21 protein-coding genes are annotated in these 26,609 nt (G+C 46.3%); 16 read left to right on the top strand and 5 right to left on the bottom strand.

Annotated features, from left to right (window positions below; all coding sequences use genetic code 11):
* Window positions 1-265 precede the first annotated feature (265 nt).
* The 5 genes from folP to G9409_RS01455 all read right to left on the bottom strand — a co-directional run bounded on the left by folP (window position 266) and on the right by G9409_RS01455 (window position 5,397).
* Complete coding sequence (gene folP / locus G9409_RS01475; protein ID WP_166807111.1) at window positions 266-1,171, bottom strand: dihydropteroate synthase; 906 nt, start codon at window positions 1,169-1,171, stop codon at window positions 266-268.
* A 20-nt stretch (window positions 1,172-1,191) separates the two neighbouring features.
* Window positions 1,192-2,211, bottom strand: coding sequence for a site-2 protease family protein (locus G9409_RS01470; protein ID WP_166807110.1), 1,020 nt, complete (start codon window positions 2,209-2,211; stop codon window positions 1,192-1,194).
* 121 nt (window positions 2,212-2,332) lie between these two features.
* Window positions 2,333-3,898, bottom strand: coding sequence for a hypothetical protein (locus G9409_RS01465; protein WP_166807109.1), 1,566 nt, complete (start codon window positions 3,896-3,898; stop codon window positions 2,333-2,335).
* Between the two features lie 49 nt (window positions 3,899-3,947).
* Complete coding sequence (locus G9409_RS01460; RefSeq protein WP_166807108.1) at window positions 3,948-4,439, bottom strand: heme-binding domain-containing protein; 492 nt, start codon at window positions 4,437-4,439, stop codon at window positions 3,948-3,950.
* Window positions 4,440-4,497: 58 nt separating this feature from the next.
* Window positions 4,498-5,397, bottom strand: a complete 900-nt coding sequence (locus G9409_RS01455) for a class I SAM-dependent methyltransferase (RefSeq protein WP_166807107.1) — start codon at window positions 5,395-5,397, stop codon at window positions 4,498-4,500.
* A gap of 239 nt (window positions 5,398-5,636) precedes the next feature.
* Here G9409_RS01455 and G9409_RS01450 point away from each other — a divergent pair, with 239 nt between their 5' ends.
* The 16 genes from G9409_RS01450 (at window position 5,637) to G9409_RS01375 (ending at window position 26,582) form a co-directional block, all read left to right on the top strand.
* Window positions 5,637-6,059 (top strand): RrF2 family transcriptional regulator, encoded by a 423-nt coding sequence (locus G9409_RS01450; protein WP_006365618.1) that lies wholly within the window; start codon window positions 5,637-5,639, stop codon window positions 6,057-6,059.
* Between the two features lie 168 nt (window positions 6,060-6,227).
* Window positions 6,228-7,118, top strand: coding sequence for an ATP-binding protein (locus G9409_RS01445; RefSeq protein WP_407926789.1), 891 nt, complete (start codon window positions 6,228-6,230; stop codon window positions 7,116-7,118).
* Between the two features lie 183 nt (window positions 7,119-7,301).
* On the top strand, window positions 7,302-7,712 hold the full coding sequence (locus tag G9409_RS01440) for a tetratricopeptide repeat protein (RefSeq protein ID WP_166807105.1): 411 nt from the start codon (window positions 7,302-7,304) through the stop codon (window positions 7,710-7,712).
* Between the two features lie 237 nt (window positions 7,713-7,949).
* Window positions 7,950-9,578 (top strand): hydroxylamine reductase, encoded by a 1,629-nt coding sequence (gene hcp, locus G9409_RS01435; RefSeq protein ID WP_166807104.1) that lies wholly within the window; start codon window positions 7,950-7,952, stop codon window positions 9,576-9,578.
* Window positions 9,579-9,790: 212 nt separating this feature from the next.
* Window positions 9,791-11,614, top strand: a complete 1,824-nt coding sequence (locus tag G9409_RS01430; protein ID WP_166807103.1) for a B12-binding domain-containing radical SAM protein — start codon at window positions 9,791-9,793, stop codon at window positions 11,612-11,614.
* Between the two features lie 298 nt (window positions 11,615-11,912).
* Window positions 11,913-13,700, top strand: a complete 1,788-nt coding sequence (gene recQ / locus G9409_RS01425) for a DNA helicase RecQ (protein WP_208019640.1) — start codon at window positions 11,913-11,915, stop codon at window positions 13,698-13,700.
* A gap of 705 nt (window positions 13,701-14,405) precedes the next feature.
* Complete coding sequence (locus G9409_RS01420; protein ID WP_166807102.1) at window positions 14,406-16,328, top strand: SLBB domain-containing protein; 1,923 nt, start codon at window positions 14,406-14,408, stop codon at window positions 16,326-16,328.
* A gap of 44 nt (window positions 16,329-16,372) precedes the next feature.
* The gene (locus G9409_RS01415; protein ID WP_166807101.1) at window positions 16,373-17,551 is read left to right on the top strand and encodes a GumC family protein; all 1,179 of its coding nucleotides are present in this window, start codon (window positions 16,373-16,375) and stop codon (window positions 17,549-17,551) included.
* Between the two features lie 74 nt (window positions 17,552-17,625).
* Window positions 17,626-18,765, top strand: coding sequence for an MraY family glycosyltransferase (locus tag G9409_RS01410; protein WP_166807100.1), 1,140 nt, complete (start codon window positions 17,626-17,628; stop codon window positions 18,763-18,765).
* A 183-nt stretch (window positions 18,766-18,948) separates the two neighbouring features.
* Complete coding sequence (locus G9409_RS01405) at window positions 18,949-20,637, top strand: ABC transporter ATP-binding protein (protein WP_166807099.1); 1,689 nt, start codon at window positions 18,949-18,951, stop codon at window positions 20,635-20,637.
* A gap of 26 nt (window positions 20,638-20,663) precedes the next feature.
* On the top strand, window positions 20,664-21,662 hold the full coding sequence (gene pseB, locus G9409_RS01400; RefSeq protein WP_166807098.1) for a UDP-N-acetylglucosamine 4,6-dehydratase (inverting): 999 nt from the start codon (window positions 20,664-20,666) through the stop codon (window positions 21,660-21,662).
* A gap of 12 nt (window positions 21,663-21,674) precedes the next feature.
* Window positions 21,675-22,580, top strand: a complete 906-nt coding sequence (locus G9409_RS01395; RefSeq protein WP_166807097.1) for an SDR family oxidoreductase — start codon at window positions 21,675-21,677, stop codon at window positions 22,578-22,580.
* Window positions 22,571-23,749: a UDP-4-amino-4,6-dideoxy-N-acetyl-beta-L-altrosamine transaminase gene (gene pseC, locus G9409_RS01390; RefSeq protein WP_166807441.1), complete on the top strand. Its 1,179-nt coding sequence runs from the start codon at window positions 22,571-22,573 to the stop codon at window positions 23,747-23,749. Before G9409_RS01395 ends, pseC begins: the two co-directional genes overlap by 10 nt.
* Before the next feature lie 124 nt (window positions 23,750-23,873).
* The gene (locus tag G9409_RS01385) at window positions 23,874-24,758 is read left to right on the top strand and encodes an aldo/keto reductase (RefSeq protein WP_166807096.1); all 885 of its coding nucleotides are present in this window, start codon (window positions 23,874-23,876) and stop codon (window positions 24,756-24,758) included.
* A gap of 52 nt (window positions 24,759-24,810) precedes the next feature.
* Window positions 24,811-25,812 carry an N-acetylneuraminate synthase family protein gene (locus G9409_RS01380; protein ID WP_166807095.1) on the top strand — a complete coding sequence of 334 codons (1,002 nt, stop codon included), beginning with the start codon at window positions 24,811-24,813 and terminating at the stop codon, window positions 25,810-25,812.
* Between the two features lie 11 nt (window positions 25,813-25,823).
* Window positions 25,824-26,582, top strand: a complete 759-nt coding sequence (locus G9409_RS01375; RefSeq protein ID WP_166807094.1) for a glycosyltransferase family protein — start codon at window positions 25,824-25,826, stop codon at window positions 26,580-26,582.
* Window positions 26,583-26,609: the final 27 nt, after the last annotated feature.

Here is a 26,609-nt window from a genome sequence, read left to right as displayed (position 1 = left end):
CACAGATAACAAAAGTAAGAAAAAAAACGGTATACCAGTGAATTCGAAGGATTCCGCGGCAATAGGACCAATAGGACCAATAGGACAGATGGGACAATGAAGCATATCAATGCGCTCTCTTTTTTTTGTCATCCCGAATCGCGACGAAGTCGGGTGAGGGAGCTGATTGTCGTGAGTGAGATTCCTCCTTTCAGTTCGGGATGAAATGGGTGACTACCAATATCGCGCTCCTCTGGAGTTTGAAGAAATTCTCTTTTCGTCGAATTCAAAATCTCTTCATCGCGTCCAGCACACGAAGGCTTTGGGCGGCTTCTTCAACATCATGAACCCTGAGGATGCTCGCCCCGTTGATAAGCGCGATGGTATCTGCCGTTATCGTGGCTGTCAGTCTTTCGGAGGGGGGGAGTATCTCTTCTCCGTTCGGGGTGACGGCATAGCCGAGAAATGATTTTCTTGAGAGTCCGGCAAGGATAGGCCGCCTGAGTCTTTTGAGTGAGCTGAGGCTGTCAAGCAGGCGGAAGTTCTCCTCCACACTTTTTCCGAATCCGAATCCGGGATCGATGATAATGTCATGAATCGAATTGCTTTCAGCAACAGCAATTGACTGCTCCAGAAAGCAGCTTACCCTTGCAAGGATATCGCCCTTTTCGGAACCGGTATCGGTGCTCCAGAGCATGGATTGGGGTTTCATGGGAGTGTGCATCAGAATTACCGCAGCGCTGTAGTGGCGGCAAACCGCCGGAAGAGCGGTATCAAAGGTGAAACCGGAAATATCATTGATCATATGAGCACCGGCCTGAAGCGCTTTTCCGGCAACCTCGGCCTTGTAGGTGTCAATAGAGATCAGCACATCGGTTTTTCTCTGCAAAAGCTCGATAAGCGGAATGGTTCGCTTGATCTCCTCCCTGGCGGAAATCTTTTCGGCTCCGGGGCGTGAAGATTCACCGCCGATATCGATAATTGAAGCGCCCTCTCGGATCATCTCAAGCGTGTGATCCACTGCCCGGTCAAGATCAATGCCTCCGCTTTTTTTGTGTAATGATCCGCCGTCAAAAAAGGAGTCAGGCGTGGTATTCAGGATACCCATGATTTTGGGGCCGGAGGAGAGGTCCAGCAATCTTCCCCTGCAGTTGATCTGAAATGCTGTTGATGCATCTTCTCCGCTCTTCATGACATAGTGCTTCTTGTGTTTCAGTTGATACCGAACGGTACCGGGGTAAAGGTCAAAAGAAAGATGGCAATTGCAACCCAGCCGATCACGTTTCGTGAAAATGAAAGAGGCTCATCGTGTTCTGTTGGCGGGTGATTCATTCCGATGAGCCGTGACAGAATAATGGCCCAGAGGATCCAGCCCGACCAGGACCAGTGGCGAAGCAGCTCCGGTATGAGAGAGACAGCTTCGGGTTTAAGCAGGGAGAGCAGTAGCTCAAGCAGCGAGGGAAAGCCGAGAATGGTGATAAAAATGAGGAATCCCCTTGCTGCCGTTGCATGACCTTTTCTTCCGAACATTGCGTAGATGACGTGACCGCCATCAAGCTGACCGACGGGAAGAAGGTTGAGCGCGGTTACAAGCGAGCCGAGCCATCCGGTGAAGAGATAGGGATAGTGATACATCTCGGTCATGGGAGGGAGCTCTTTCGGGGCTATCGTTTTTTCAAGCAGAATCCAGAGCAGGTTTTTGCCAAGCGTGAGGCTCCCCTGCGGGTCCGGGGCGTGCACGGTTAGGGATTTCTTGAGCTCGGGGTGAATGGTATAGATGAAATCAGCCGGAGGAAGAGTCAGAAAACCGTAGAGCAGAAGTCCGAAACAGACAATAAAACCGCTTAACGGGCCGGTTATTCCGATATCGAAGAGGGCTTTTGTTCCCGGCATTCGCTCCCTGATTTTTATGACTGCGCCCATGGTTCCGAGGCTGAGCATAAACGGCAGGGGAGGAAGGGGAATGTAGTAGGGGAGTGTGGCCATAACCCGATGACGCTGAGCTGCGATAAAATGGCCGAACTCATGCACACTTAAAAAAAGAAGCAGGGAGAGTGAGTATTGCGTTCCGGAAGAGAGATTGTCAAGGAAAGGAACGGTGCTCTTGAAGGTAACCGGATGGCCGCTCCAGAATGCCCCTGCCCAAAGTGTGGTAAGCACCGTCAGGAGAAACAGAAGGAGATGAAGAGGGTAGTTCTGGTAGTAGCCTGCACCGGCTTTTTGGGGATTCATCTGAAAATGTCTGAAACATTGGCAAGGCCGCACTTATTCATATAGGCACCACGATCAATTGTCGTGAGCGATTAGTTTTTTAAGCCCCGGAGGGGCGAAATATTGGTAGCACAGCCCCGAATCAATCTGTTTCACTCATATAACTTTTAAAATTGTAGCCCAGTGAAAGTCCGATCACATTGGCCTTGAACGCTCCGTTCATGGCCTGCATCCGGCCTGCACTCATCATCGCCGACAGCGCGGGGCTGATATCATAGCCAACACCGAGGTTTCCCTGCCAAACCAGCCCTGAACCGATCGCCAGACCACCACCGCCCGCAGCTCCGGCCAACCCTTCGGCATTCAGGAAGAGATTTCCTGCAACCGTTTTTCGGGCTCCCGTACCGACAAGGCCGGTCATATAGGCCCCGGCTCCGCCGCCGTATGCCGCAAGGCCCTGGCCTGTAAGATACCAGCCGCGGTCGAGGAAGTAATCAATCTGAACACCAAGGTTATCAACATTCTGATCGGCGTGATGGCTGCGCCAGTTATCGGCAGCCTTGAAATAGGTCTGACTGACTGCGCGGATTTGCATGCATGCAGGCACAAAAATGTGGTTATCAGCAGCATCTGTTTTTTGCCTGCTCCTGTTTCCTGTCTGGTATCCGATCTTGAAGGCCAGGGTTTTGGCTTCAAAGGTGCCGGTATTGGACTTCAGGTATCCCGCCGAAATATCCGCAAAGAGACTACGGGTAAGAAAATATTGCATGTCCGCAGAGGCATTAAACAGAAGCCCGCCACCCGAATCGATCCCTCCTCCACCTCCGCCGCCGAGGGAGAGGTCGGAACTTGCATAGAGATTTGCGCCAAGCGGTACTCTGTAACCTCCGCCAGCCAGAATCTGCATGTATCCGGCGCTGTTGCCTCCTGCTGCGCCCTCGGTTTCCAGCCGGGCAAACCAGTTATCATCAAGATAGGTACGCCACTCAATACCGACGAGTGAGAGGTTTCCCTGAGGAGAACCAGTATCGGTCAGGGTTGTGCTGGCAACATGCAGATCACGCTTCATCACAGCCAGAGCATGTCTTTTTGGCGATAATTGCAGGTACTGATCGCTCTTCAGTGTACGATTGCCGGTATTGTTCCGGCTTTTTTCAACAAAGGAATAAAAGGGAAGGGTATAGGAGACAAAAGGCTGGGTTGAGGTAATCGTGCCGCCATCAGGAAAGTCCACATGACTTACCCCTGCTCCTAACCTGCCCCATGATCCAAGATCATAGGTCAGAGCCGCATGCGAGCGAAGCATAAGCCCGCCGCCACTGAGCGTGTAGCCGCCGCGGCCTCCGCCTCCGCCGATAAAGAGGCCGGTGTCAACTCCGATTCTCTCGGTGAGCGGGAGGGAGAGTCCGCCATCAATACCGAGGGTGATAAACCCCCCCCGTTCGCCTTTTACCGCCATCCATGAGCCTACGCCGGCATGGAAATTTTTTGTGAAATCATGGCTTATCCCAAGCGCGGTCATACCCATCTTTTCATTTCCGGGCAGCGTGAACTCCTCATAGGAGATTTTCAGAGCTCCGGTTGAGAGGGGTGATGCTTCACCCTTCTCTGTTCCGTAAGCCGCTGAACTGCTGAGAAGTGTACCAAGGAGAAGAGCTCCTCCCAGGATGCGGTTACCACTTATGGGTGTCGGTATTTGTAGTTTCATCGCGATGATTTAACCGTTTAACACGCTTGAAAAAGTTCCGGCACCGTGTTTAATCCTTGTCGTTATCCTTATCCTTCGGTTTGGCTGCTCCCTTCGCATCCTTTTTCTCGTTCTTCTCATCTCCGAATGTTGCCACGAGTCCTTTGACCAGCTCCTCCTTCTCCTGTGCATTCAGCTTGGCTTCCGGATGAGCAGGCAGGTAGATAACCATGGGCATTTTACCTTCCCTTACTTCTTCGGCAGCTTTTTCACCCTCATTTTCTTCAGGTCGGCCCCATTCGGATACATTGAATGCCTCGCGTCCCATGGAGACATCGAGCTGGGTTAACCAGGAAGCGGGAGCAACCGAGCTGTACCATGGCCATACGGTATTATTGGAATGGCAGTCTTTGCAGGCGCGATTGAAAAGCTCCTGAGTTCTCGGGGAGTCCCATTTAGGCTCACCGGTTACCGGCGGATTTGTGTGATCACGTCCGTAAGGAACAAGCTGAATGGCTGCAAGTGCAATAGCGGCACCTCCTAAAAATTTCACAAAATTCATTGGTTCGGTCTCCTGTTTAGATTAAGGATAGTGAAAAAGATTCGTTAAAAAGTGTTTGTCAGAACCGGACGGTCATGACGCTTAATGGCCATGAACAGCTCACCCGTTGAACCTTTTTGCCGGAAGCGATCTCTGCAATCATATCCAGTTCCAGTTCTGTATAGAATTTTCTTGCGGATGTCAGTCCGTCAAGGGTGAAAGACGCTATTCCCTGCATGGCGGCAACAAAAGGTACTCCGCAGGCAAGAAGCAGACTTCTGTATCCATCAATGCCGACGAACGCTGTTGCAGCATTTTCTGAAGCAAGGGCTATCATGACCGCAAGCTGGCCCGGAGTGAAATGGTGCAGGCTTTGCGAGATTACGACAAGATCAAACGCTCCTTTGCCCGCCGACGTCAAATCAAAGGCGTCGAGATAGCGGAAGCTTGCCGGAACACCAAGCTCTGCAGCACGTGTGTTACCTGCCTCGATATATGCCGGAACAATGTCTGACCCGGTAACCGATGCATGCAGTTTTTTTTGCCGCACGGCTTCGGCGAGCGCCAGAGTCAGTCCCCCGGCTCCACTTGCCAGTTCCAGCACCCGTACTTCCCGTTTTTTTGTTTCAGAAATCTCCCGGATGAAGGGTATCAGCAAATCAACATAACGCGGGTAGAGCTGCATCATGGCATTTTGCCGGTCCAGAGCCCTTACCAGTTTCAGCTTTTCGCTCACAGGCAGATTCCGGTCATCCATAAGCTCGTTATCCCGTGTGCGCAGTGCTTTATCAATCAGCGCTGAGATAAGAAAACCGCCACCAAGCTCCTGTGATACCCTGAAGCGTTCATCCAGAAACTGCGATAAAACAGAGTCCGACACCTGTTCAAGCTCCTCCATGTTCTGCCATTGAGGGGGAAAGAGCTCCTTTTTGCGAAGATTGTCAAGAGCTTTGAAACCCGCAGTTTTCAGTTGGAGCATAGCATCGTTTAGCCGGTTGGGGGTTTCCTCTTCTCGTATTTCAATATACACAGCGTAACGCTTTTATGAAAAACCTGAGTACTCTCTTTGCTCTCTTCCGTTTGTAAGGAACTGTCGCTAATTGTTCCGATGAAAGCCCCATTTTTTATAAAAAAATTGCAGACCAGGAAATTATTCGTAAAAAAAGATTTTGCTTTTCTCTAATCTGATACTAAATTGGTATCAATTAAAATTTAACTATGAAAGTACTGACAAAAAATACGGATTACGCCATTCGGGCACTGCTGGCTCTTGCCGCTGAAAAAGGGAGTTACCTCTCCGCAAAGGCTATTGCTTCAGGGCAGGATATTCCCTACCAGTTTCTTCGCCGGCTGTTGCAGGAGATGATCCGCCACAATCTCATTGTTTCAAAGGAGGGGGCTCGTGGTGGTTTTATGCTCGAAAAGGATCCGGATGCCATCACGGTGACGCAGTTGATCGAGATTTTTCAGGGAAAGGTTCAGGTCTCGGAGTGCATGTTCCGCAAGCAGATCTGTGGCAACCGTTCGCGGTGTGTGCTGCGTCACGAGATCATGCGCATCGAGCAGGTGGTGCAGAGCGAATTTGAAAAAGTCACCATCGGCAAGCTACTCCGTGACCTTGAAGCGGCAAACAGAAAGTGACAGGCATTAATAACAACCTAACTCATAAAATATGCACCATTAAAAATCGTCGTGAGTGGTTTGAGTACAAGGCGGACGGAGCGGAGGAACCGGAGTGTACACGAGAGTACATGAGGATTCCGAGCACCGACCAACGCAGTAATCGAAACACGTAACAGATTATTAGTGGTGCATGAAAGGGAAAAAACCATGAAACGTCAGATCATCACCATAGATGAAACAAAATGTACCGGATGTGGAGAGTGTATTCCCGGATGCCCTGAAGGCGCACTGCAGGTCATTGACGGCAAGGTGCGCCTTGTCAGTGATCTCTTCTGCGATGGTCTCGGTGCCTGTATCGGGCATTGCCCGACCGGAGCAATGAAAATAGAGAGTCGTGAAGCTGAGCCCTACGATGAAAAACGGGTTATGCATGAGAGCATCGCAAAGGGAGGCCCGAATGTGATCGCGGCGCATCTCAGCCATCTGATTGAGCACAATGAGCAGGTTTATCTGCAACAGGCATTGGAGTACCTCAAGGAGCAGGGAATAGCCAATCCTCTGCCCTCCTCTTCCGCTCATGCGCCACATAACCATGGTGCGCATGGCGGGGGATGCCCCGGCAGTAAAATGATGGATTTCCGTGACAGCGGTTCCTCTTCAGGCGCAGCGCCAGCTCATCCTGCTTCCTTGCAGGTGAGTGCACTACGCCAGTGGCCGATCCAGCTCCATCTTGTTTCACCGCAGGCACCATATTTTCAGGGTTCCGATCTTTTGCTTGCTGCCGACTGCGCAGCATTTGCTGTTGGCGATTTTCACGCAAAGTTCATGACCGGCAAAAGCCTCGGGATAGCATGTCCGAAACTGGATTCGGACATGGATATCTACGTGGACAAACTGGCAGCCATGATTGACCATTCAAACATCAACACCATCACCGTTGTAATTATGGAGGTTCCCTGCTGCGGCGGCCTGATGTCGATTGTTGCCGAAGCGTTGAAGAGGGCCTCGCGCAAGGTTCCGGTCAAAAAAGTGGTTATCAGCCTGAAAGGCGAGACCCTGTCAGAAGAGTGGGTGTGAATGTCTGGTGAGGAGGGGACGTTCGTGATTTACTGTATTTACGAGAAAGAAGATGAAGATATTTGCCCACGAATTACACGAAAAAGAGAGCGGTGTATGTAGGGTTAATCCCTTGTGGTTGCCCGGAAAATTTCACTTCGTCCCTGCAGTCCTTTGATTGTCCAATGAAAAAGCTGAAGAAGTATGCTGAAAGATGCGATGGGGGGCTACAGAGGCACAGCCGTAGAGATCAGCCGTGTAATTCTGGCTGAACCGGACAATGCGGATGCATACTGTAACAGGGCAAATGCATTGAGCAGCACAGGGGATTATGAAAGTGCAATCGGGGATTATACAACTGCCTTGAAGATCGGATTGCGGTTTCGTGAAGCGATAACGGCATACGGCAACCGGGGGATTGCAAGGCTCAACGTTGGTGACATCTATGGAGCCCTGGAAGACTTCAGTGAGATTATTGAAAGAAAGCCCGGCAATCGCCGCTTGCTCTATGCCGCATACCACAGCAGAGCTTCAGTCAAAGAAAAAATCGGAGATAAGGAGGGTGCGGCAGAAGATATAAAGGAGGCTTCAATGCTGTTACCGAATGTACTCTAACAACAACAATAAACCGGACATCTCTTTACATCGCAGAAAAGATTAATAAGAGGTATCCATTACTAACAATAAACATAAAGGCACAACGTATTAATTGTCGTGAGAAGCCCGAGAACAAGGCGGACGGAGCGCAGAAACCGGAGTGTACACGTAGTACATGAGGATTTCGAGCACCGGCCAACGCAGTAATCGGGTTTCGGAACAAATTAATAGATGTGCCCATAAATGGAGAACACAATGAGTATGTACTGTGATCAGTGTCAGGAGAGTGTCCATGGCAGTGGATGTACGGTGAGAGGAGTATGCGGAAAGGATGATATGACCGCGAAGTTGCAGGATGTGCTTGTCTATGCAGCCGAGGGTCTTGCGCTCGCAGCCGAAAAACAGCCGGGAAGTGTGTCGCGAAATGTCGGTCAGCTGATCAGCGAATCGCTTTTTGTAACCGTTACCAATACCAATTTCGATGAGGATGCTATTGTTGCGCAGATCCGCAAGACCCTTGCCCTTCGTGATGAACTGAAGGCAACTCTTGCCGTTCACCCGGAGCATGATGCCGCCCGATGGAGTGGCAGCACAAAGGATGAGTTTCTGGCAAAAGCCGAAGCGGCAGGCATCGAAAGCCTGAGCGAAAACGAAGACTTTCAGTCACTCAAAAGCCTTGTGCTCTATGGCATCAAGGGTCTTGCCGCCTATACCGACCATGCGGCGGTGCTCGGTTATCATGACGACGATATCTATCTGTTTTACGTGAAGGGTCTTGCCGCTCTGACCAAAGCGCTTTCAGCTGATGAACTGACCGCGCTGGTGCTCGAAACCGGCGGAATTGCCGTCAAGGCGATGGCACTGCTCGACAAGGCCAACACCGAGTCCTACGGTCAGCCGGAAATCACCACGGTTAAAACCGGTGTCGGCAAAAACCCCGGCATCCTCATTTCAGGTCACGACCTGCGTGATATGGAAGATCTGCTGAAGCAGACCGAAGGAACCGGAGTCGATGTCTATACGCATTGCGAAATGCTTCCGGCCCACTACTATCCGGCATTCAAAAAGTACACACACTTTGTCGGCAATTATGGTGGTTCATGGTGGGCGCAGGACCGGGAGTTCGACTCCTTCAACGGGCCGATTCTCATGACGACCAACTGCATTGTGCCGGTTCGCGAATCCTACCGCAACCGGATGTTTACCACCGGCATGGCAGGTTATCCCGGACTGAAGCATCTTCCGGCACGCACTGAAGGCGGTCAGAAAGACTTTTCAGCCCTTGTTGCGCTGGCAAAAACCTGCCCGGCGCCAAAAGAGCTTGAAAACGGCCAGATTGTCGGCGGATTTGCCCATAACCAGGTGATTGCCCTTGCCGACAAGGTGGTTGCTGCCGTCAAGAGCGGAGCTATCAAGCGCTTTGTGGTGATGGCCGGCTGTGACGGACGCCATAACTCCCGTCAGTACTATACCGATGTAGCCGCTGCGCTGCCCGACAATACCGTCATCCTGACGGCAGGGTGTGCCAAGTATCGCTACAACAAGCTGGAGCTTGGTGACATTGGCGGCATTCCGCGTGTGCTTGATGCAGGCCAGTGCAACGACTCCTACTCACTTGCGGTCATTGCCCTGAAGCTAAAGGAGGTATTCGGTCTTGATGATATCAACGATCTGCCGATCTCCTTTGATATCGCATGGTACGAGCAGAAAGCCGTAACGGTGCTGCTTGCACTGCTCTATCTCGGAGTCAAAGGTATCCGTCTCGGACCGACACTTCCCGAATTTCTCACCCCCAATGTAGCTGCAGTGCTGGTGGAGAAGTTCGGTATCAAGCCGATCGGAACAGTTGATGCCGATGTGGAAGCCATGATGGTTGGCGCATAACGGAGACCCTTTTAAACAAACAGTAAAGCCCCGCTTCGGTCGGGGCTTTCTGTTATATTATAGATAATCCGTATAATAAAGGAGAGAACGTACTGTAAAAAAAGAAGTATCAGTTTAATGTTGTGACTCCCGATGTACAGGGCTGCGAAGCTCCGGAGGAGCGGCATATTGGTAGATGTGCCTCAAGCAGTAACCAATAAAATTTAGTCCCAATGGCATATTTCAAACATCTCTGTCTTGTCGAAGCTCCTCAGACTATCATTACTCCCTTTCCCCGTTTCATTACTGACTGTATCGGTGTCTGTTATCTGGCTGCAGCTGTGAAAGATGATGTCGAATCCCTTGTTATGCCCGATAACTATTACAATGACGGGATTTTTGACAGTATGCGGGAACTTATGAAAAAGGGTCCGATTGATCTTGTTGCTATTTCATCCATGACCGGAGCGTTCAACCAGGCTGAACGGCTTGCCCGAATTGCCAAAGATTCCGGTGCATTTGTGGTGATGGGAGGCTTTCACCCGACAGCGCTGCCGGATGAGGTGCTCAAGCTCGACTGTGTTGATGCTGTTGTGATCGGAGAGGGCGAGGTGACCTTCAGGGAGCTGGTACTGCATGGACCTTCACGGGATGTGAAAGGCCTTGGATACAAGGAAGGTGGAGAGATTGTCTACACGGGAGTACGGGAAAACATCGCCGATATCAACTCGATCAGGTTTCCGCTGCGCAGTCTCAGGCCCGAGCGTTATGGAGAAAAAGGAGATGCCTACTCTATAGACACCATCTATACTTCGAGGGGGTGTCCCTGGTCATGTTCGTTCTGCGCCAATGATCAGATGCATAAGGGGTGGAGAGGCAGAAGTGCCGAAAATGTGGTTGAGGAGATTGCCCTCCTGCATGATCCTGACAATAAAAAGCTCATCAAAATCTGGGATGCCAATTTCCTTACCAACATTCCGCGTGCCGAAAAAATCTGTGATCTGTTGATCGAAAGGGGATTGACCAATTTCCGGATTATGACGGAGAGCAGGGCAAAGGATATTGTTCGTGCCGAACGTATTCTCGGCAAACTGCAGAAGATAGGATTGAGCAAAGTCGGGCTCGGCATTGAGAGCCCGAATGCAAACACGCTTGAACTGATGAACAAAAAGAACACCCTTGACGATGTAGCCAAAGCTATAGCCCTTTGCAGGCAGTACAGTATTGGCGCGGAAGGCTATTTCATTATCGGTCACTACACCGAAAATGAGCAGGATACCATGGTCTATCCCGAGTTTGCCAAATCGCTCGGTCTGCGCCATGCACTCTTTATGATCATGACCCCCTATCCGGGTACCGGAATTTTTACCGAGTACAAAAACGAGGGGAAAATCCGCTCTTTTGACTGGGATCTTTACAATAATTACTGCCCGGTTATTGAAACCCGTACGATGGATCGCCAGAAGCTTGTTTCCATGCTTGCCTACTGTAATGCGGCATTCAATGGCTACCGGTCGGTTATGAAGCGAAATACCTCAAACGAGCTGCTGCTCAACTTCATGATAGACCTGTTTCAGTTCTGCTTTTTGTTGCGGGTGAACAAAAATCTCTCCCATGAAGAGATAGGGAATGTTTTATACAAAGCGCTCGTGCAGTTTCTGGATCATACGAATGGAGAAGTTTCAATCCCGGCTCCCTCCTCCACCAGAAGATTGGCGAAACCCCTTACTCTCAGGCTCCGGCAGTCAAAAGAGCGTTGTATTGACTATAGTCTCGATGAGCGTGATGGCAACCGGGTACTTTCCATGACCAGGCACGATGGTCGTCGCACACCTTCTGTTGGAGGCCCGGAGGTTCGCCTTGACAAGCTGATAGATTGTGCCTGCGCCATGTCGATGGACAAGCTCATGAGTGTGCTCTACCGAAACGAGTGGATGCGCAACAATCCCGGAAAAATGACCGGCCAGCTTCTCACCATTCTTGGTGACCCGGAAGTATTGCGGGTTGCCGCCAGGATTATTGCACTCTACATGGGTACACGGTGGAAGAAGTTCTGATATCGGTCCGGCCCTGAATGTCATCCCTATTTTTTTTTGTCATCCCGAACGCAGAGAGGGATCTCTCTTTTATGGCAATCAGATCTCTCACATGCGTTCGAGATGACACCGGGGAAGGCAATCCAAAATCCAGCATCCAAAATCCAGAATCTCTTAATTCGCGATCAATAATCTCCTTATTTTCTTTTAAATTAGCGCAAATATCGACCCGAAATCCCCCTCATCAATCCAAAATTCAGAATCCAAAATCCGGAATTTCATCAACTCTCCCGAAACTGACGCATTACTTTTCGATACCTTGCGAAAGGTGTTCGGGTTTCGTGAATTCAGGCCCAATCAGGAGAAGATTGTCAGGGCAATTCTGGACAAACGGGATGTATTTGCCGTGATGCCGACCGGCGGAGGCAAATCGCTCTGCTATCAACTCCCTGCGGTGTTGCTTTCCGGTACCTGTATGGTTATCAGTCCGCTTATTGCATTGATGAAAGACCAGGTGGACGGAGCAAGGGCTAACGGTATCAGGGCCGCATTTCTCAACAGCTCACAGCTGCACGAAGAGCGGGAGAGTGTCATGCGTGAATTGCTCTCGAACTCGCTGGACCTGCTCTATGTTGCGCCTGAGCGGTTCACCTTCGATCACTTCAGGGAGCTGCTTGGCCGGGTAAACATCAGCATGGCGGTGATTGATGAGGCGCACTGTGTCTCGGAATGGGGGCATGACTTCCGGCCTGACTATTTGTCGCTCTCCGCTCTCGTATCGCTTTTTCCCGATCTGCCGGTTTCAGCTTTTACCGCTACAGCTACCCACCGGGTTCAGCAGGATATTCTCGACCGGATTGCCCTGCGCGATCCGTTGATTGTCAGGGCATCGTTTGACCGCCCGAACCTTTTCTACGATGTCCGCTTCAAGGAGAAGCCTGACGCCCAGATTGTGGCGATCCTGAAAACCAATCAGGGCAAGGCAGGCATAATCTATCGAACCAGCCGTAAAAGTGTTAACGATACTGCGGCCATGCTGCAGACGAAGGGGTTTCGTGCGCTGCCCTACCATGCAGGGCTCAGTGATGAGGAGCGCAAGCGTAACCAGGAGGCCTTCATCCGCGATGAGGTTGAGGTGATTGTTGCCACAATCGCTTTCGGCATGGGGATTGACAAGTCTAACATCCGCTTTGTTATCCATGCCGATCTGCCAAAGAGCATCGAAAACTACTACCAGGAGACCGGCCGGGCGGGCAGGGACGGTGAACCGGCACACTGCACCCTTCTCTTTGCCCAGGGTGATATACCCAAAGTGCGTTTCTTTATCGACACGATGCTCGATGAAACTGAACGAGCCCGTGCGCTTGACGCCCTGACGAGAGTGACCTCATTCGCATCCACATCGGTCTGCCGGCGTATCACCCTGCTCAACTATTTTGGCGAAACCTACCCGCACGAGAATTGCGGATACTGTGATATCTGTACAGGATCCCGTGAAGTGGTTGACTGCACCAGGGAGGCGCAGATGCTGCTTTCAGCTATTGTGCGCACTGAAGAGCGGTTCGGTGCAACGCATATCATCGATATCGTTATGGGCAGTGCCAATCAGAAGATTCGTGACATGGGTCATGACCAGCTTAGAACATACGGTGTGGGTAAAGGGCATACCAAAAAATACTGGAGGCAGCTTGCTGACGAACTGTTTGCCCAAAAAGTTGTAGCAAAAGCTGAAGGTCTTTACCCCACGCTCTACCTCTTGCCGAAGGCAGTGCGGATACTAAAGGGGGAAGAGCAGATTGAGATCGTTCGGGTTCTTGAAAAAAAGGCAGCCAGAGCAGTTCAGGGGGATGAAGGAGCGCCGTTCGACCAGGAGCTGTTCGAGCTGCTCAGAACCCTGCGCAAGCAGATTGCTGACGAGCAGGGGATTCCGCCCTACCTTGTTTTCTCGGATCGCTCGCTACACGATATGGCCGCCATTTTTCCCCGGACAGCAGAGGCAATGCTCACGGTATCCGGAGTCGGTGAGGTCAAACTCGAACGCTACGGCCGTCAGTTTCTCCGCCTCATCGACCGTTTCATCAGCGACCATCCACACTGCAATTTGTGATTTGTGTTATATATCTTCTCTTATCGTTTACGTCAATTCAAAATCGAACATTCAACATTCAAAATTGCTTAACTGTATATAGGAGATATGTATATAAGGTTGGGTTGTGGTCTGGTTTTGTGGTGATCTGTTTGTGTAGAGTTATGGTGGTAAAATAACGTGATTTTATTCTTGAAACAGACTGATTTTTGTTTTATGAACTTAAATACTTATAAAACACAGTCATACTTATTTCTTATGGCTATTTATCACATATAAATGAGCATCTGGTAACAAAATTTTTACCGAATTTGTTAAATTGGCAACAGTTTTAAGTGTTTTGATATGCCAGTTCCAAGGTCTTTGCCAAGGGAAACCCATATAGTAAATTGTTCATGGATTTCTATATTGTGCCACTTGGATTCTTGTCGTCATTCGCTTTATGGACAGTGGAGTAGATTTTGTTGATTTGGCGCTATTTTTTCGTGTTTTTATACATTCGCTGCTAAATGATTAATTTATAACCATTTGGCGCTTGCTGTCTTCAGATGTGACTGAAGAATGCGGAGCGTTTATTTTTTAAGAGCGGACAAAAAAATTCCATATCGCTTAAATCAAGTTGAATGCCTTTTTTTCTTTCTTGATCCCAACGGGTCGGGATTTATAGATAAATTTAATACTCTATTGAATCCGGAATTCAAAATTCAGAATCTAAAACCGTTTTAAATGCGCATCCTCTACATCCTGCTTTTTGCGTTTATTGTTTTTGCCGCTCCACAGCGTGGAATGGCTTTAGAAGGTTCTGATTCGGAATTAACATCTTCTGGCGAGGCTGCATCTTCGACTGAGGCTTATTCCGGAACATCCGCCGGAGCATATCAGGACTTTTCGGGTACTTCAAACACCTCCGCGACCAATCTTAATTCCAATATTCAGAGGACAACTTCAGGTCAGGTAAAAAAAACTATCCAGACGAACGATAATGCGGTTACTGACTCGACGCTTATTCGTCTGATGAAAAAGAAGAGCATCTTCCAAACCTATGTTGAAACATCAACCGGCAGGGAGCTTGAGGTTTTTGGCCGTAATCTTTTCCGTGGAGTTCCGAGCACATTTGCTCCGCTATCAGAAGTTCAGGTAAATCCTGACTATGTGATTGGTCCAGGTGATGATCTGCAAATCAGGGCGTGGGGAATGGTCACTATTGATTTCGATGCAACAGTGAGTCGGAGTGGTGAAATTTATATCCCTAAAGTCGGCTCGGTAAGGGTTTCAGGAGTAAGGTACAGGGACCTTCAGGGCTATCTGAAAACAGCGATCGGCAGGATTTTCAGGAATTTCGAGCTGAGTGCGAGTGTCGCACAAACAAGGAGTGTTCAAATTTATGTTGTAGGCAATGCCTTTCGCCCTGGAGCCTACACACTTAGCGCTATGAGTACCATTCTTAATGCACTCTTCGTATCGGGAGGTCCTTCAACTACAGGCAGTTTACGCAATATCAAGCTAAAAAGGGGTAGTGAGCCGATTGTATCGTTCGACCTTTACGACCTTTTGCTTTTTGGCGATAAAAGCTCTGATGTTGCTCTCAAGGATGGTGATGTGCTCTATATCCCGCCCGTCGGGCCACAGGTTGCTCTGTTTGGAGATGTCAAAACACCTGCGATTTACGAATTGAAGCAGAAAACATCAGTTGCTGATCTTGTAGGATGGGCTGGCGGATTCGAGTCGACGGCAGATCTTAAAAATGTGATTATTGATAAAAACATTGACGGTAATTACCAGACCCAGGCCGAATTACAGTCTGACTGGATGTCGATTCAATCCAGGCTTGCCAAACTGCAGGTGATGCCGACAGACATCTTTCGTATCATATCACCCGGTTCATACCCTCTCGAAGTGAAGGTCAAACGTTCATTTGTTCGGATTGACGGAGAGGTGACGCAAACCGGCGTTTATGAACTTCAGCAGGGCGAGACCCTGAAGGGACTGATTACCCGTGTGGGTGGAGTGACGGAAAAGGGATATCTTTACGGTACAAAGCTTACACGAGAAAGTGTAAGACGTGAACAGCAGAAGAAGATAAGTGAGTCAATTGATCGATATGAGAAGGATATTGAAACAAGCGCCAAGCAACGGATTGCCGGAGCTACTGATCCTTCAAAGGTATCATCGGTATCAAGTGAACTGGAGGCACAGCGAAGAATTGTGCAAAAACTTCGCTCGGTCAGGTCGGAGGGAAGGATAATTCTCAACCTTAAAAATTCGCAAGTTCAGCTGGCAGATATACCGGATTTCCCATTAAGAGATGGCGACCGAATTTATATTCCCGAAAGGCCAACGACGGTTGACGTTATTGGAGCGGTTTATAATCAGTCTACATTTATCTATAATCAAAGTTACAGCGTGAGTGGTTACCTTGAAGTTGCCGGAGGGGTAACACCGACCGGCCATAAATCCGAGCTGTATCGTGTTTGTGCTGACGGCAGTGTCAAAAAAAAGCAGGGTGATCAAGTCAATCCTGGTGATGCTATTGTAGTTCCTGAGAGGCTGACCCCGAAATTCAATCTTGTGCGGTCACTTACAGAATGGTCAACCGTACTCTATCAGCTTGGAGTTGGTGTGGCAACAATTAAAACGCTTACAAATTGACTCGACCCTACTTAATGAAGGAAACAAACAAGATGGTTTTTTAAATGCTGAAATCAGGTACATCTGACGATAAACTAAGCACTGGCAAGGAGCTGGAAATAAACCTGCTCGATGTTGTTATTGTTCTCGCCAAATATAAAAAGTTCATTATTGTTGCTCCGCTTATAGCTGCGATAATTGCAACTATTGTGACTTTGCAACGTCCGGATATCTATACAGCCGACACGACTTTTATGCCACCGAAACAGGCTGCGAGTGTATCGTCGATGATCTCTTCGCTCGGTTCTCTGGGTAGTATTCCCGGTATGTTGGGAGGTGGAGGTGGGGTCGGTGCCCCGGGTGTTAATGACGTATATGTTGTTTTTCTGAAAAGCCGAACCATGCAGGACAACATGATCCGGCATTTCAAGCTTCATAATGTTTATAAAACAAAATCGCAAGAAGCTGCACGTAATGCTTTAGCATCCCAAACTACTGTCAGTATCGGGAAAGATGGGCTCATCCGTCTCCAGGTACAGGACACGAATCCAAATCGAGCAGCAATGCTTGCTAATGGGTATGTTGATGTATTATTGCAAAACAATAATGAGCTTGCGGTTTCTGATGCGTCGCGACGTCGTCTTGTTGCCGAGAGAGAGCTTTTGAAAGCGAAAAACGATTTGAGTGAGGCTGAAGCCAATATTAAGCAGTTACAGGAAAAGACAGGGCTGATAACTGTTGGTTCTGATATTGCAGTTCTGCAAAAGATGATTAATACAACTGAACGTCAGCTTGCTGATATGAGCCTGTCTGTAACCCCTAAAAACCCTGATTACATTAAATTACGCGAGAAACTAAATTTATTGCAGGCAGAAATTGGCAAGGCACAGGCAGGAGCTGGTTATATCAGCAAAGCACCGGAAAGAATACTGGACTTTACGCATAAAACCAGAGATATGAAATACGCAGAAGCAATCTACCAAATGGCATTGCAGCAATTAACGCTTGCTAAAGTCGATGAAGCTAAGGCCGGCTCTTCCATTCAGGTTATTGATCGCGCTGTAGTACCTGAACAGAAATCAGGCCCTTTTCGAAGCAGGACAATTATGTTTACAGCAATCGCAGCTATTTTTGTTTCCATGATCATGGTGTTTTTTCTTGAAGCGTATCAGAGAGTCAGGCACAATGCCGTAAGTCAGGCTCAATTTCAAACGATCTCTCGTTATCTTAAGACCTGGAAATAGAACCTTGTGAGTTTCACGACAGTAGGTTAGGCTTCCGATTTCATAAAAATGCAGTATATAGAACACGAAGTAATATGTCTTTAGACGAAGTTTTCGATATAAGTTATATATATCCCGCTTTCGCTACGGTAATTATCTCAATACTACTCATCCTGACTAAGGAGTGGCATGGGAAGCACTCTTGCGATACGACAGTCGGGATACAAAAATTTCATACACATCAGGTTCCGAGAGTTGGTGGCGTAGCCATTTATTTTGGATTTATTGCGGCCTGGTTTGTTGCCTCCGCTTCAATTTCATCGCTTATCGGTTCTTTGCTTATTGCAAGTCTTCCCGCATTTGTTGCGGGGCTTACTGAAGATCTTACCAAGCGGGTTGGGGTTCGTACAAGACTGATTGCAACACTAATTAGTGGTGTTTTAGCCTGGTGGCTTACAGGTTACAGTATAAACCATATTGATATTCCTGGAATTGACGATTTATTTACTTACAAGCCATTAGCTATTGCTTTCACTGCATTCGCAATTGCAGGTATTGCAAATGCTACTAATATCATTGACGGTTTTAATGGACTTGCAGCAGGAACAATGGTTGTTTGCTATACAGCAATATGCTTTATAGCTCTACAGGTTGGCGATATTGAGATTGTACAACTTTGTTTATTCCTTATAGTTGTTACCAGTGGTTTTCTTGTTGTTAATTTTCCGTTTGGGAAAATATTTATGGGAGATGGCGGAGCATATCTGCTTGGCTTCATGCTTGCATGGGTATCAGTTATGCTTCCCATGCGAAACCCCTCTGTGTCAGTATGGGCTCCTTTTCTTGTTTGCAGCTACCCTATTATAGAGACAATATTCAGTATGGGGCGGCGGTACATCAATCAAGAAAATCCGGGACATCCTGATATAGCTCACATGCATAGTCTTATCAAACTTAGAATAGTAAACCGTTACTTTCCGAATCTTTCTCAATCCATTCGCAACGGCATGGTTTCGCCATTCTGCTGGGCTTATGCCTTAATCCCTTCCAGCCTTTCAGTTTTATTTTATAAACAACAAGCTCTGCTTATAGTGAGCTGTGTTGTGAGCTTTATAATCTATACAGTCATCTATAAATTTCTCATAAATCGTGAACAAAAAATAGATCACCCTGCACAGCAAACAGATAAGGATTACATTTGCCATGTAATTACGAAGACAAACCTGGATCCTTGAATAAGAATAGCATAGAATAATGAATGCTAATCGTAGGTGTCAAGTATATGATGGCATCATTAATCAATCTGTAATTAAAAAATAGTGTATCAGACCACTCAACCTCTTCGAACTCTTTTAAGACGTATTTGGATACATATAGGCCCAAGACGTCGCGGTCAGTTTGCAATTCTATTAATACTGATGATCTTATCTGCATTCGCTGAAATCATTAGTATTGGTAGTATACTGCCATTTCTGGCAGTGTTGACAGCTCCTGATCGTATATTTAATCTCCCAGCGGCACAACCAGTGATCAAAGCATTGGGGATTACCGCCGTAAATCAACTGCTCCTGCCTCTTACCATCGGTTTTGGCATGGCGGCCCTTCTGGCAGGAGGTATGCGTTTGCTTTTACTCTGGTTTAGTACTCGCCTCTCCTATGCGACAGGAGCTGACCTCAGTATCAGCATATATCGCCGAACCCTTTATCAGCCTTATTCGGTTCATGTTTCACGCAACAGTAGTGAAATTATTACAGGTATTTCAAGCAAAACCGGCAGTGTGATATCCTCATTGTCGAGCATACTGAATTTTATAAGTTCCTGTTTGATTCTTGCGGCAATTCTGATTACTCTTTTTGCATTTGATCCTGTAATTGCCCTTGCTGCCTTCAGTGGTTTCAGTTTGATATATGGAATAATCATAAGGGCATCAAGTAAAACTCTTACCATCAATAGTCAGCGTATAGCTCATGAATCGACACATGTAGTCAAATCACTGCAGGAGGGTCTGGGTGGTATTCGTGATGTACTGATTGATGGTACTCAGGCGACTTATTGTGAGATATATCGCAACGCGGACCATCGCCTGCGCCACGCTCAGGGAAACAACGCTTTTATAGCAATGAGTCCACGCTATGCATTGGAATCCTTGGGTATGATGCTTATCGCAGGTTTGGCTTATGCAATGGCTACAGGACCGGATGGCATCGCCAAAGCTATACCGGTTCTTGGTGCTTTCGCTCTCGGTGCGCAACGATTATTGCCTGTCCTGCAACAGGCATACATTTCATGGGCAAATATCCAGGGTGTTCAAGCCTCTTTTGAGGATGCCCTGAAACTGCTCGAACAGCCTTTACCGGTTGATGTTGATGAACCGCTTCGTGATCCGATACCGTTTTGTAAACAGATCACTCTCCAAGAGCTTTCATTTCGCTATAATGCACAAGCACCCTGGGTACTTGACAATCTTAATTTAAACATTGAAAAAGGTTGTCGAATCGGGTTTATAGGTGTGACAGGGAGCGGAAAGAGCACTCTTCTTGATATCGTAATGGGTTTGCTGGAAGCGAATAAAGGATGGCTTAAGGTTGATGATCAGCGAATTACAGCAAGCAATAACCGTGCTTGGCAGGCACATATAGCACATGTGCCACAATCTATCTATCTTGCAGATAGTACTATTGAAGAGAATATTGCCTTTGGCATCCCTAAAGGTAATATCGATCATGAGCGAGTCAAGCGCGCAGCAGTTCAAGCTCAGATTTCAGATATTATCGAAACCTGGCCTGAAAAGTATAAAACCTATGTTGGGGAACGTGGAATTCGACTTTCAGGCGGGCAGCGTCAGCGTATAGGCATCGCACGAGCGCTCTATAAACAAGCCGATGTTATTATCTTTGATGAAGCTACGAGTGCATTGGATAATAAAACAGAAGATTCGGTTATGAAAGCAATTGAGTCTCTCGGGGAAAATCTTACGATTTTTATAATTGCTCATCGTCTCTCTACTTTAAAAAACTGCACACAAATCGTTGAGTTAGCAGATGGTAAAATTAAACGTATAGGTAATTACCAGGATATTATAATACAGTCTGATAAAAAATTATAAATAAAATTTAAAACTAATTATTATCAATGCTTACGAATTCATCAATACTTATTACTGGCGGGACAGGGTCGTTTGGTAATACATTTGTTCCTATGACTCTTGCCAAATATAACCCTAAACGCCTTGTTATTTATTCACGTGATGAGATGAAGCAGTGGGATATGGCTCAGAAATACAAAGATGATCCTCGAATTAATTTTATTATTGGTGATGTTCGGGATAAAGACAGACTTGGTCGATCACTTGATGGTATTGATTATGTTGTTCACGCTGCTGCAACAAAAATTGTCCCGACAGCAGAATATAATCCTTTTGAATGTGTTAAGACGAATATAATGGGAGCCATGAATCTTATTGATGCATGTATTGATCATGGAATCAAGCGAGTAGTGGCTCTTTCAACGGACAAAGCAAGCAATCCAATTAATTTATATGGCGCAACCAAATTAGCGTCAGACAAATTGTTTGTTGCCGGGAATGCATATTCCGGAACTCACAATACTCGATTTGCTGTGGTAAGATATGGTAATGTTATGGGCTCAAGGGGTTCTGTTATACCGTTTTTTATGTCTCAAGCCGGTCAGGGTAGTCTTCCTATTACAGATATTCGAATGACTCGTTTTATGATAACTCTTGAGCAAGGGGTTGAACTTGTCTGGCATGCTTTGGATGATATGGAAGGCGGTGAAATATATGTCAAGAAGATTCCTTCTATGAAAGTAATTGATATTGCGAATGCAGTGTCGCCTTCAGCAAAACATAAAATAATCGGGATAAGGCCCGGAGAGAAGATTCATGAACAAATGATAGGCGTAGAAGACGCATTATACACGTATGAATATAATAATTATTATAAAATATTACCTGCTATTCATAACTGGTCTGTTGACCCGTCAAGAATAAATGACGGTGTCAAAGTGAATGAAGGTTTCACGTATACATCAGAAAATAATAATCAATGGATGCCTATATCAGAATTAGAAAAATGGATTGAGTTGAATAGTAAGAAAATTGGGGCTATTTGATCGGTAATGAGTATGAATATACTTATAACCGGCGGTTCAGGATTGCTTGCTGTTAACTGGGCATTAACCATCAGGGATCGATATTTTGTGACATTAGGTATGCACCGTCGCAATATATCTTTAGAAGGTGTCCAAACTCAATTTATTGATCTTGAGTCTGTCAATGAGATTGTTAAAAGATTAGACCTTCTTAAGCCTAAAGTGGTTATTCATACCGTAGGTCTAACTGATATTGAGGAGTGTGAGGCTAATCCGGATTATGCAAGGCATGTTAATGTTGATCTTGCTAAGAATGTTGCAATCGCATGTAAAACTATTGGAATACCGCTTATACATATTTCAACTGACCATTTGTTTTATGGTAACATGCAATTGGTTGATGAAACATACCCTGTTAGTCCGAGAAATGTATATGCCAGAACTAAAGCTGATGCTGAATATGTAGTGCAAAATGCAAATCCATTGTCTATAGTAGTTCGTACTAATTTCTATGGATGGGGACCTTATTACAGACGTTCGTTTAGTGACAGGATTATTGACGCATTGCGAGCTAATAAAAAAATAATATTATTTGAAGATGTATATTATACTCCTTTATTAATAGAGTTTTTAGTCGATACTGCTCATGAATTGTTGGATAAAAAAATATATGGTGTTTTCAATATTGTGGGTGATGAACGTGTTTCGAAATATCAGTTTGGAATGAAAATAGCTAAAATATTCAACCTCGATTCAACTCTTATTCAATCAGGATTATCTTCAGATATGTCATCGCGTGTTCAGAGGCCAAGCGATATGAGCCTATCAAATAAATATATAACTACAATACTTGATAGACAACTTGGCGGTCTTGATGAGCAGCTTACTAAGCTTTTTCAACAAGAAAAAAGTGGTTTTATAAGGGAGATATTAAAATGATACCCTACGGACGACAAGATATTAGTGAAGATGATATTCAGGCAGTCGCCAATGTGCTGCGTTCTGATTATTTAACACAGGGTCCCGTTGTACCGGCATTTGAAAAATCAGTTAAGGATTATTGCGGTGCAAAGTTTGCAGTAGCCGTGAATAGTGCAACGAGTGCTTTACATATCTCATGTCTTGCACTTGGTGTTGGTCCTGGAGATATCGTATGGACTACTCCTATTTCTTTTGTTGCAAGTGCAAATTGTGCCCTCTACTGCGGTGCAAGAATCGACTTTGTCGATATAGATCCTCTGACGTATAATATGAGCATGGATTGCTTGTCAGTTAAGCTTGAATTTGCTGAAAAAGAGGGTAAATTACCAAAAGTTATCATTCCTGTTCATCTCGCTGGCCAACCTTGTAATATGGCAGCTATTCATTCAATGAGTGAACGTTATGGGTTTAAAATTATTGAAGATGCTTCTCATGCTATCGGTGGAAGATATCTTGACGCGCCAATAGGGAACGGCAGGTATAGTGATATTACGGTATTTAGTTTTCACCCGGTTAAGATTATTACAACGGGTGAGGGCGGAATGGCATTGACAAATGATCCGGAAATTGCAAATAAACTTGTAAGACTTCGTAGCCATGGCATAACTCGTGTACAGGAAGAGATGACTCATATAACTGATGGGCCATGGTATTATCAGCAGCTTGAGTTGGGTTTCAATTACCGAATGACCGATATCCAGGCGGCGTTAGGTCTAAGTCAGATAAAACGGTTGGATGAATTTGTAAAGAAAAGAAGAAAGATTGCTGATCGATACAATAAGTATTTCGCTGATCTATGGGTTACAACTCCTTTCGAAGCACCTGATTCATATTCGGCGACACATTTATATATAGTTCGCCTAAAGCTTAATGAAATTAAGTTTTCCCAGAAAGATATATTTGAATGGTTGAGAAGTTGTGGTATTCAAGTTAATCTCCATTATATACCGATTTATAGACACCCATATTATGAAAAGATGGGATATATAAAAAAAGATTATCCTCAGGCCGAAGCATATTATGCACAAGCTATGAGCCTGCCTGTGTATCCAGCTCTCTCTGACTTGCAGCAGGAAGAGGTTGTTCAGCGAATGAATACACCAATCGGGTTCCAGACATTATTTTAGTTGTTACCTATCTGGTTGAAATATGCTTTTGTTTCGATATGCTGTATCGGTATTAAATCAGATATCAATACAATTAAACGATACATAAGAAGTTAAAACGTTTGAGTTATTAGTCTTATAAAACATGTCCAATATACTTTCTCGCATTGCTATCGGATCCGCTCAATTTGGTATGAGATATGGTATCGCTAACGATGGAGGACAAATATCGCGAGAGGTGGGACAGGGAATATTAAGGCTTGCTGCTTATAATGGTATCAATACAATAGATACTGCGATAGCTTATGGTGACAGTGAGAAGCGACTCGGCGAGATTGGGGTTTCAGATTGGCGAATTGTTTCAAAACTGCCTCACCTACCTGATGATTGTACTGATATAGTGCAATGGGTAACTGCATCTGTTAGCGGGTCAATGCGAAGGTTGAACGTCAGCACTCTTGATGGACTTCTGCTTCATCGTCCACAGCAGTTAGTTGAAAAACATGGGGAAAGCCTTTTCAGCATTCTGCAATCTCTCAAGCATGACGGAGTGGTTGGAAAGATAGGAATTTCGATCTATGATCCTTCCGAGCTTGATATGCTTTGTTCCCGATTTCAATTTGATCTTGTTCAGGCACCATTTAATATTTTAGATCGACGCCTGATTGAAACAGGCTGGTTGGACCGTTTAGGTGAGCTTGGTACAGAACTGCATGTGCGTTCCGTATTTCTTCAGGGTTTGCTTTTGATGTCATCAGCTCATCGACCCGAGAAATTCAAATCATGGGGGCCGCTCTGGTCTGATTGGGATAGATGGCTATATCTTAATGGCATTACACCATTGCAGGCCTGTCTTCGTTATGTGCTGTCATTTCCACAAATCTCCAAAGTGATAGTGGGTGTTGATAGCCCACAGCAATTACGTGAAATTCTTTCGGCTTCATCAGGTGATTTCCCCGAATTATCAGATACCCTTAAAACAAGTGATCTTCGCTTGATCAATCCTGCAAACTGGGATGTGTTAACATGACACTCTTTGCTCTCCGGAAATTAAAAATGTTAATAACAACACCCTCATAACAATGACCATTGAAATTATAGCCGAACTGGCACAGGGTTTCGAAGGGAGGTCAGAGCAAGCTCGTTTACTTATGAAAGCAGCAGCTTCAGCTGGTTCGGATGCTGTAAAATATCAGCTTGTTTATGCCGATGAACTGGCCACTCCAGACTATAAATACTATGAGCTGTTCCGATCACTTGAAATGGCAGACGAAGTCTGGGAAGGATTGTCGAACTATGCGGCTGAACTGGGAATTCAGTTACACGTTGATATTTTTGGGTTACGCAGTCTTGAACTGGCTGCGCGTATTCGGGTTGCAGCGGTAAAGATACACGGTACCGATATTGCCAACATTGCGCTCTTAACTGCGGTTGCCAAAAGTTCTGTAAAAAAAATTATACTTGGTGCCGGAGGAGCTTATTCTTCTGAATTGCAGCAAGCCCTTGATATACTTAAAGAGAAGGACGTGATCGTTTTGCTTGGCTTTCAGGGTTACCCTACCCCTAATGAGAGTAACCAGATAGCTCGTGTCAGCATGCTTGCAGCACGATTTGCACGACATTCTCCCAATGTTTCAATCGGATTTTCTGATCATGCATCGCCTGACAATCCTTTACGTTATGCTTTGGCCGCAACAGCTGTTGGTGCGGGCGCAAAAGTGATTGAAAAGCATATGACTCTTGGCAAGGTCATGGAATTGGAGGACCATGAATCGGCATTAAATCCTGATGAATTTGCGGAGTTTACCCGGACTATTCGAGATTGTTTCGAAGCCCTTGGTAGAGAAGAAGATATTGAGGATTTCGGGATGGCTGAAGCGGAGCAGGCTTATCGCAAAATGATCAGGCGCCACGTAGTAGCGAGCAGAGACCTTAATCAGGGTGCAACAATCGTTCCTGCTGATCTGGTGTTAAAGCGAACATCATCTGAACAGGTTGTAACAGATTTGACATCAGTATATCAGAAAACTCTTAACCGCGATATTTGCATTAACTCTCCTATTTTGCCTGCAGATATCTTTTAGATTATTTGAGGATGAAAAGACGACTTGTTGCTGCTATTGCCTGCCGGAATCAAGGATCCCGCCTTTACGGCAAACCGCTCCAGAACCTTGATGTTGAGCAGGGCATTCGCATACTTGATAATATCATCGCATGTTTGCGCACAATTGATTCTGTAGATGAGATTGTGCTGGGTATCTCTGCCGGAGTTGAAAATGAAGTTTTTAAGACCATAGCAGAAGAGAAGGGAATCAGATATGTCGTTGGCGATGAGATTGATGTACTCTCCCGCCTTGTCAAATGCGGCCAGATCTCAGGGGCAACGGACATCTTTCGGGTGACAAGTGAATCACCCTTTCTCTATTTTGACCCTGTTGATGATTTTTGGCGGCAGCATCAGGAGGAAAATGCTGATGCCACTTTTCTGGATGATGTCATTGACGGATGCGGGTTTGAAATCATCTCACTTAAGGCGCTCGAAGAGTCGCATGAAAAAGGGGATAAAAAACATCGTTCTGAGCTTTGTACGCTCTACATCCGGGAGCACAATCAAAATTTCATAATACTCAGACCCCATCCCCCAGCAGAAATGGTACGGAAAGATCTTCGACTGACAGTTGATAATCCGGAAGATCTTGCTGTATGCCGGGTCGTATTCAACACGCTTAAAAGTTTTGCTCCAAGAATCCCTGTTCCGGAAATTGTGAAGTTTTTGGATGCGCATCCCGAGTTGATAAAATTAATTGCACCGTTCACTGAAACGGGTTATGCCACTATGTATAACTGGAGTTGAACGGCAGAAGGGTTCAAATAACATATT

This window comes from Candidatus Chlorobium masyuteum, from assembly GCF_011601315.1.
Lineage (GTDB): Bacteria > Bacteroidota > Chlorobiia > Chlorobiales > Chlorobiaceae > Chlorobium > Chlorobium masyuteum.
Note: the sequence above shows the minus strand (reverse complement) of the source record. Positions and strands in the feature narration are given on the sequence as shown.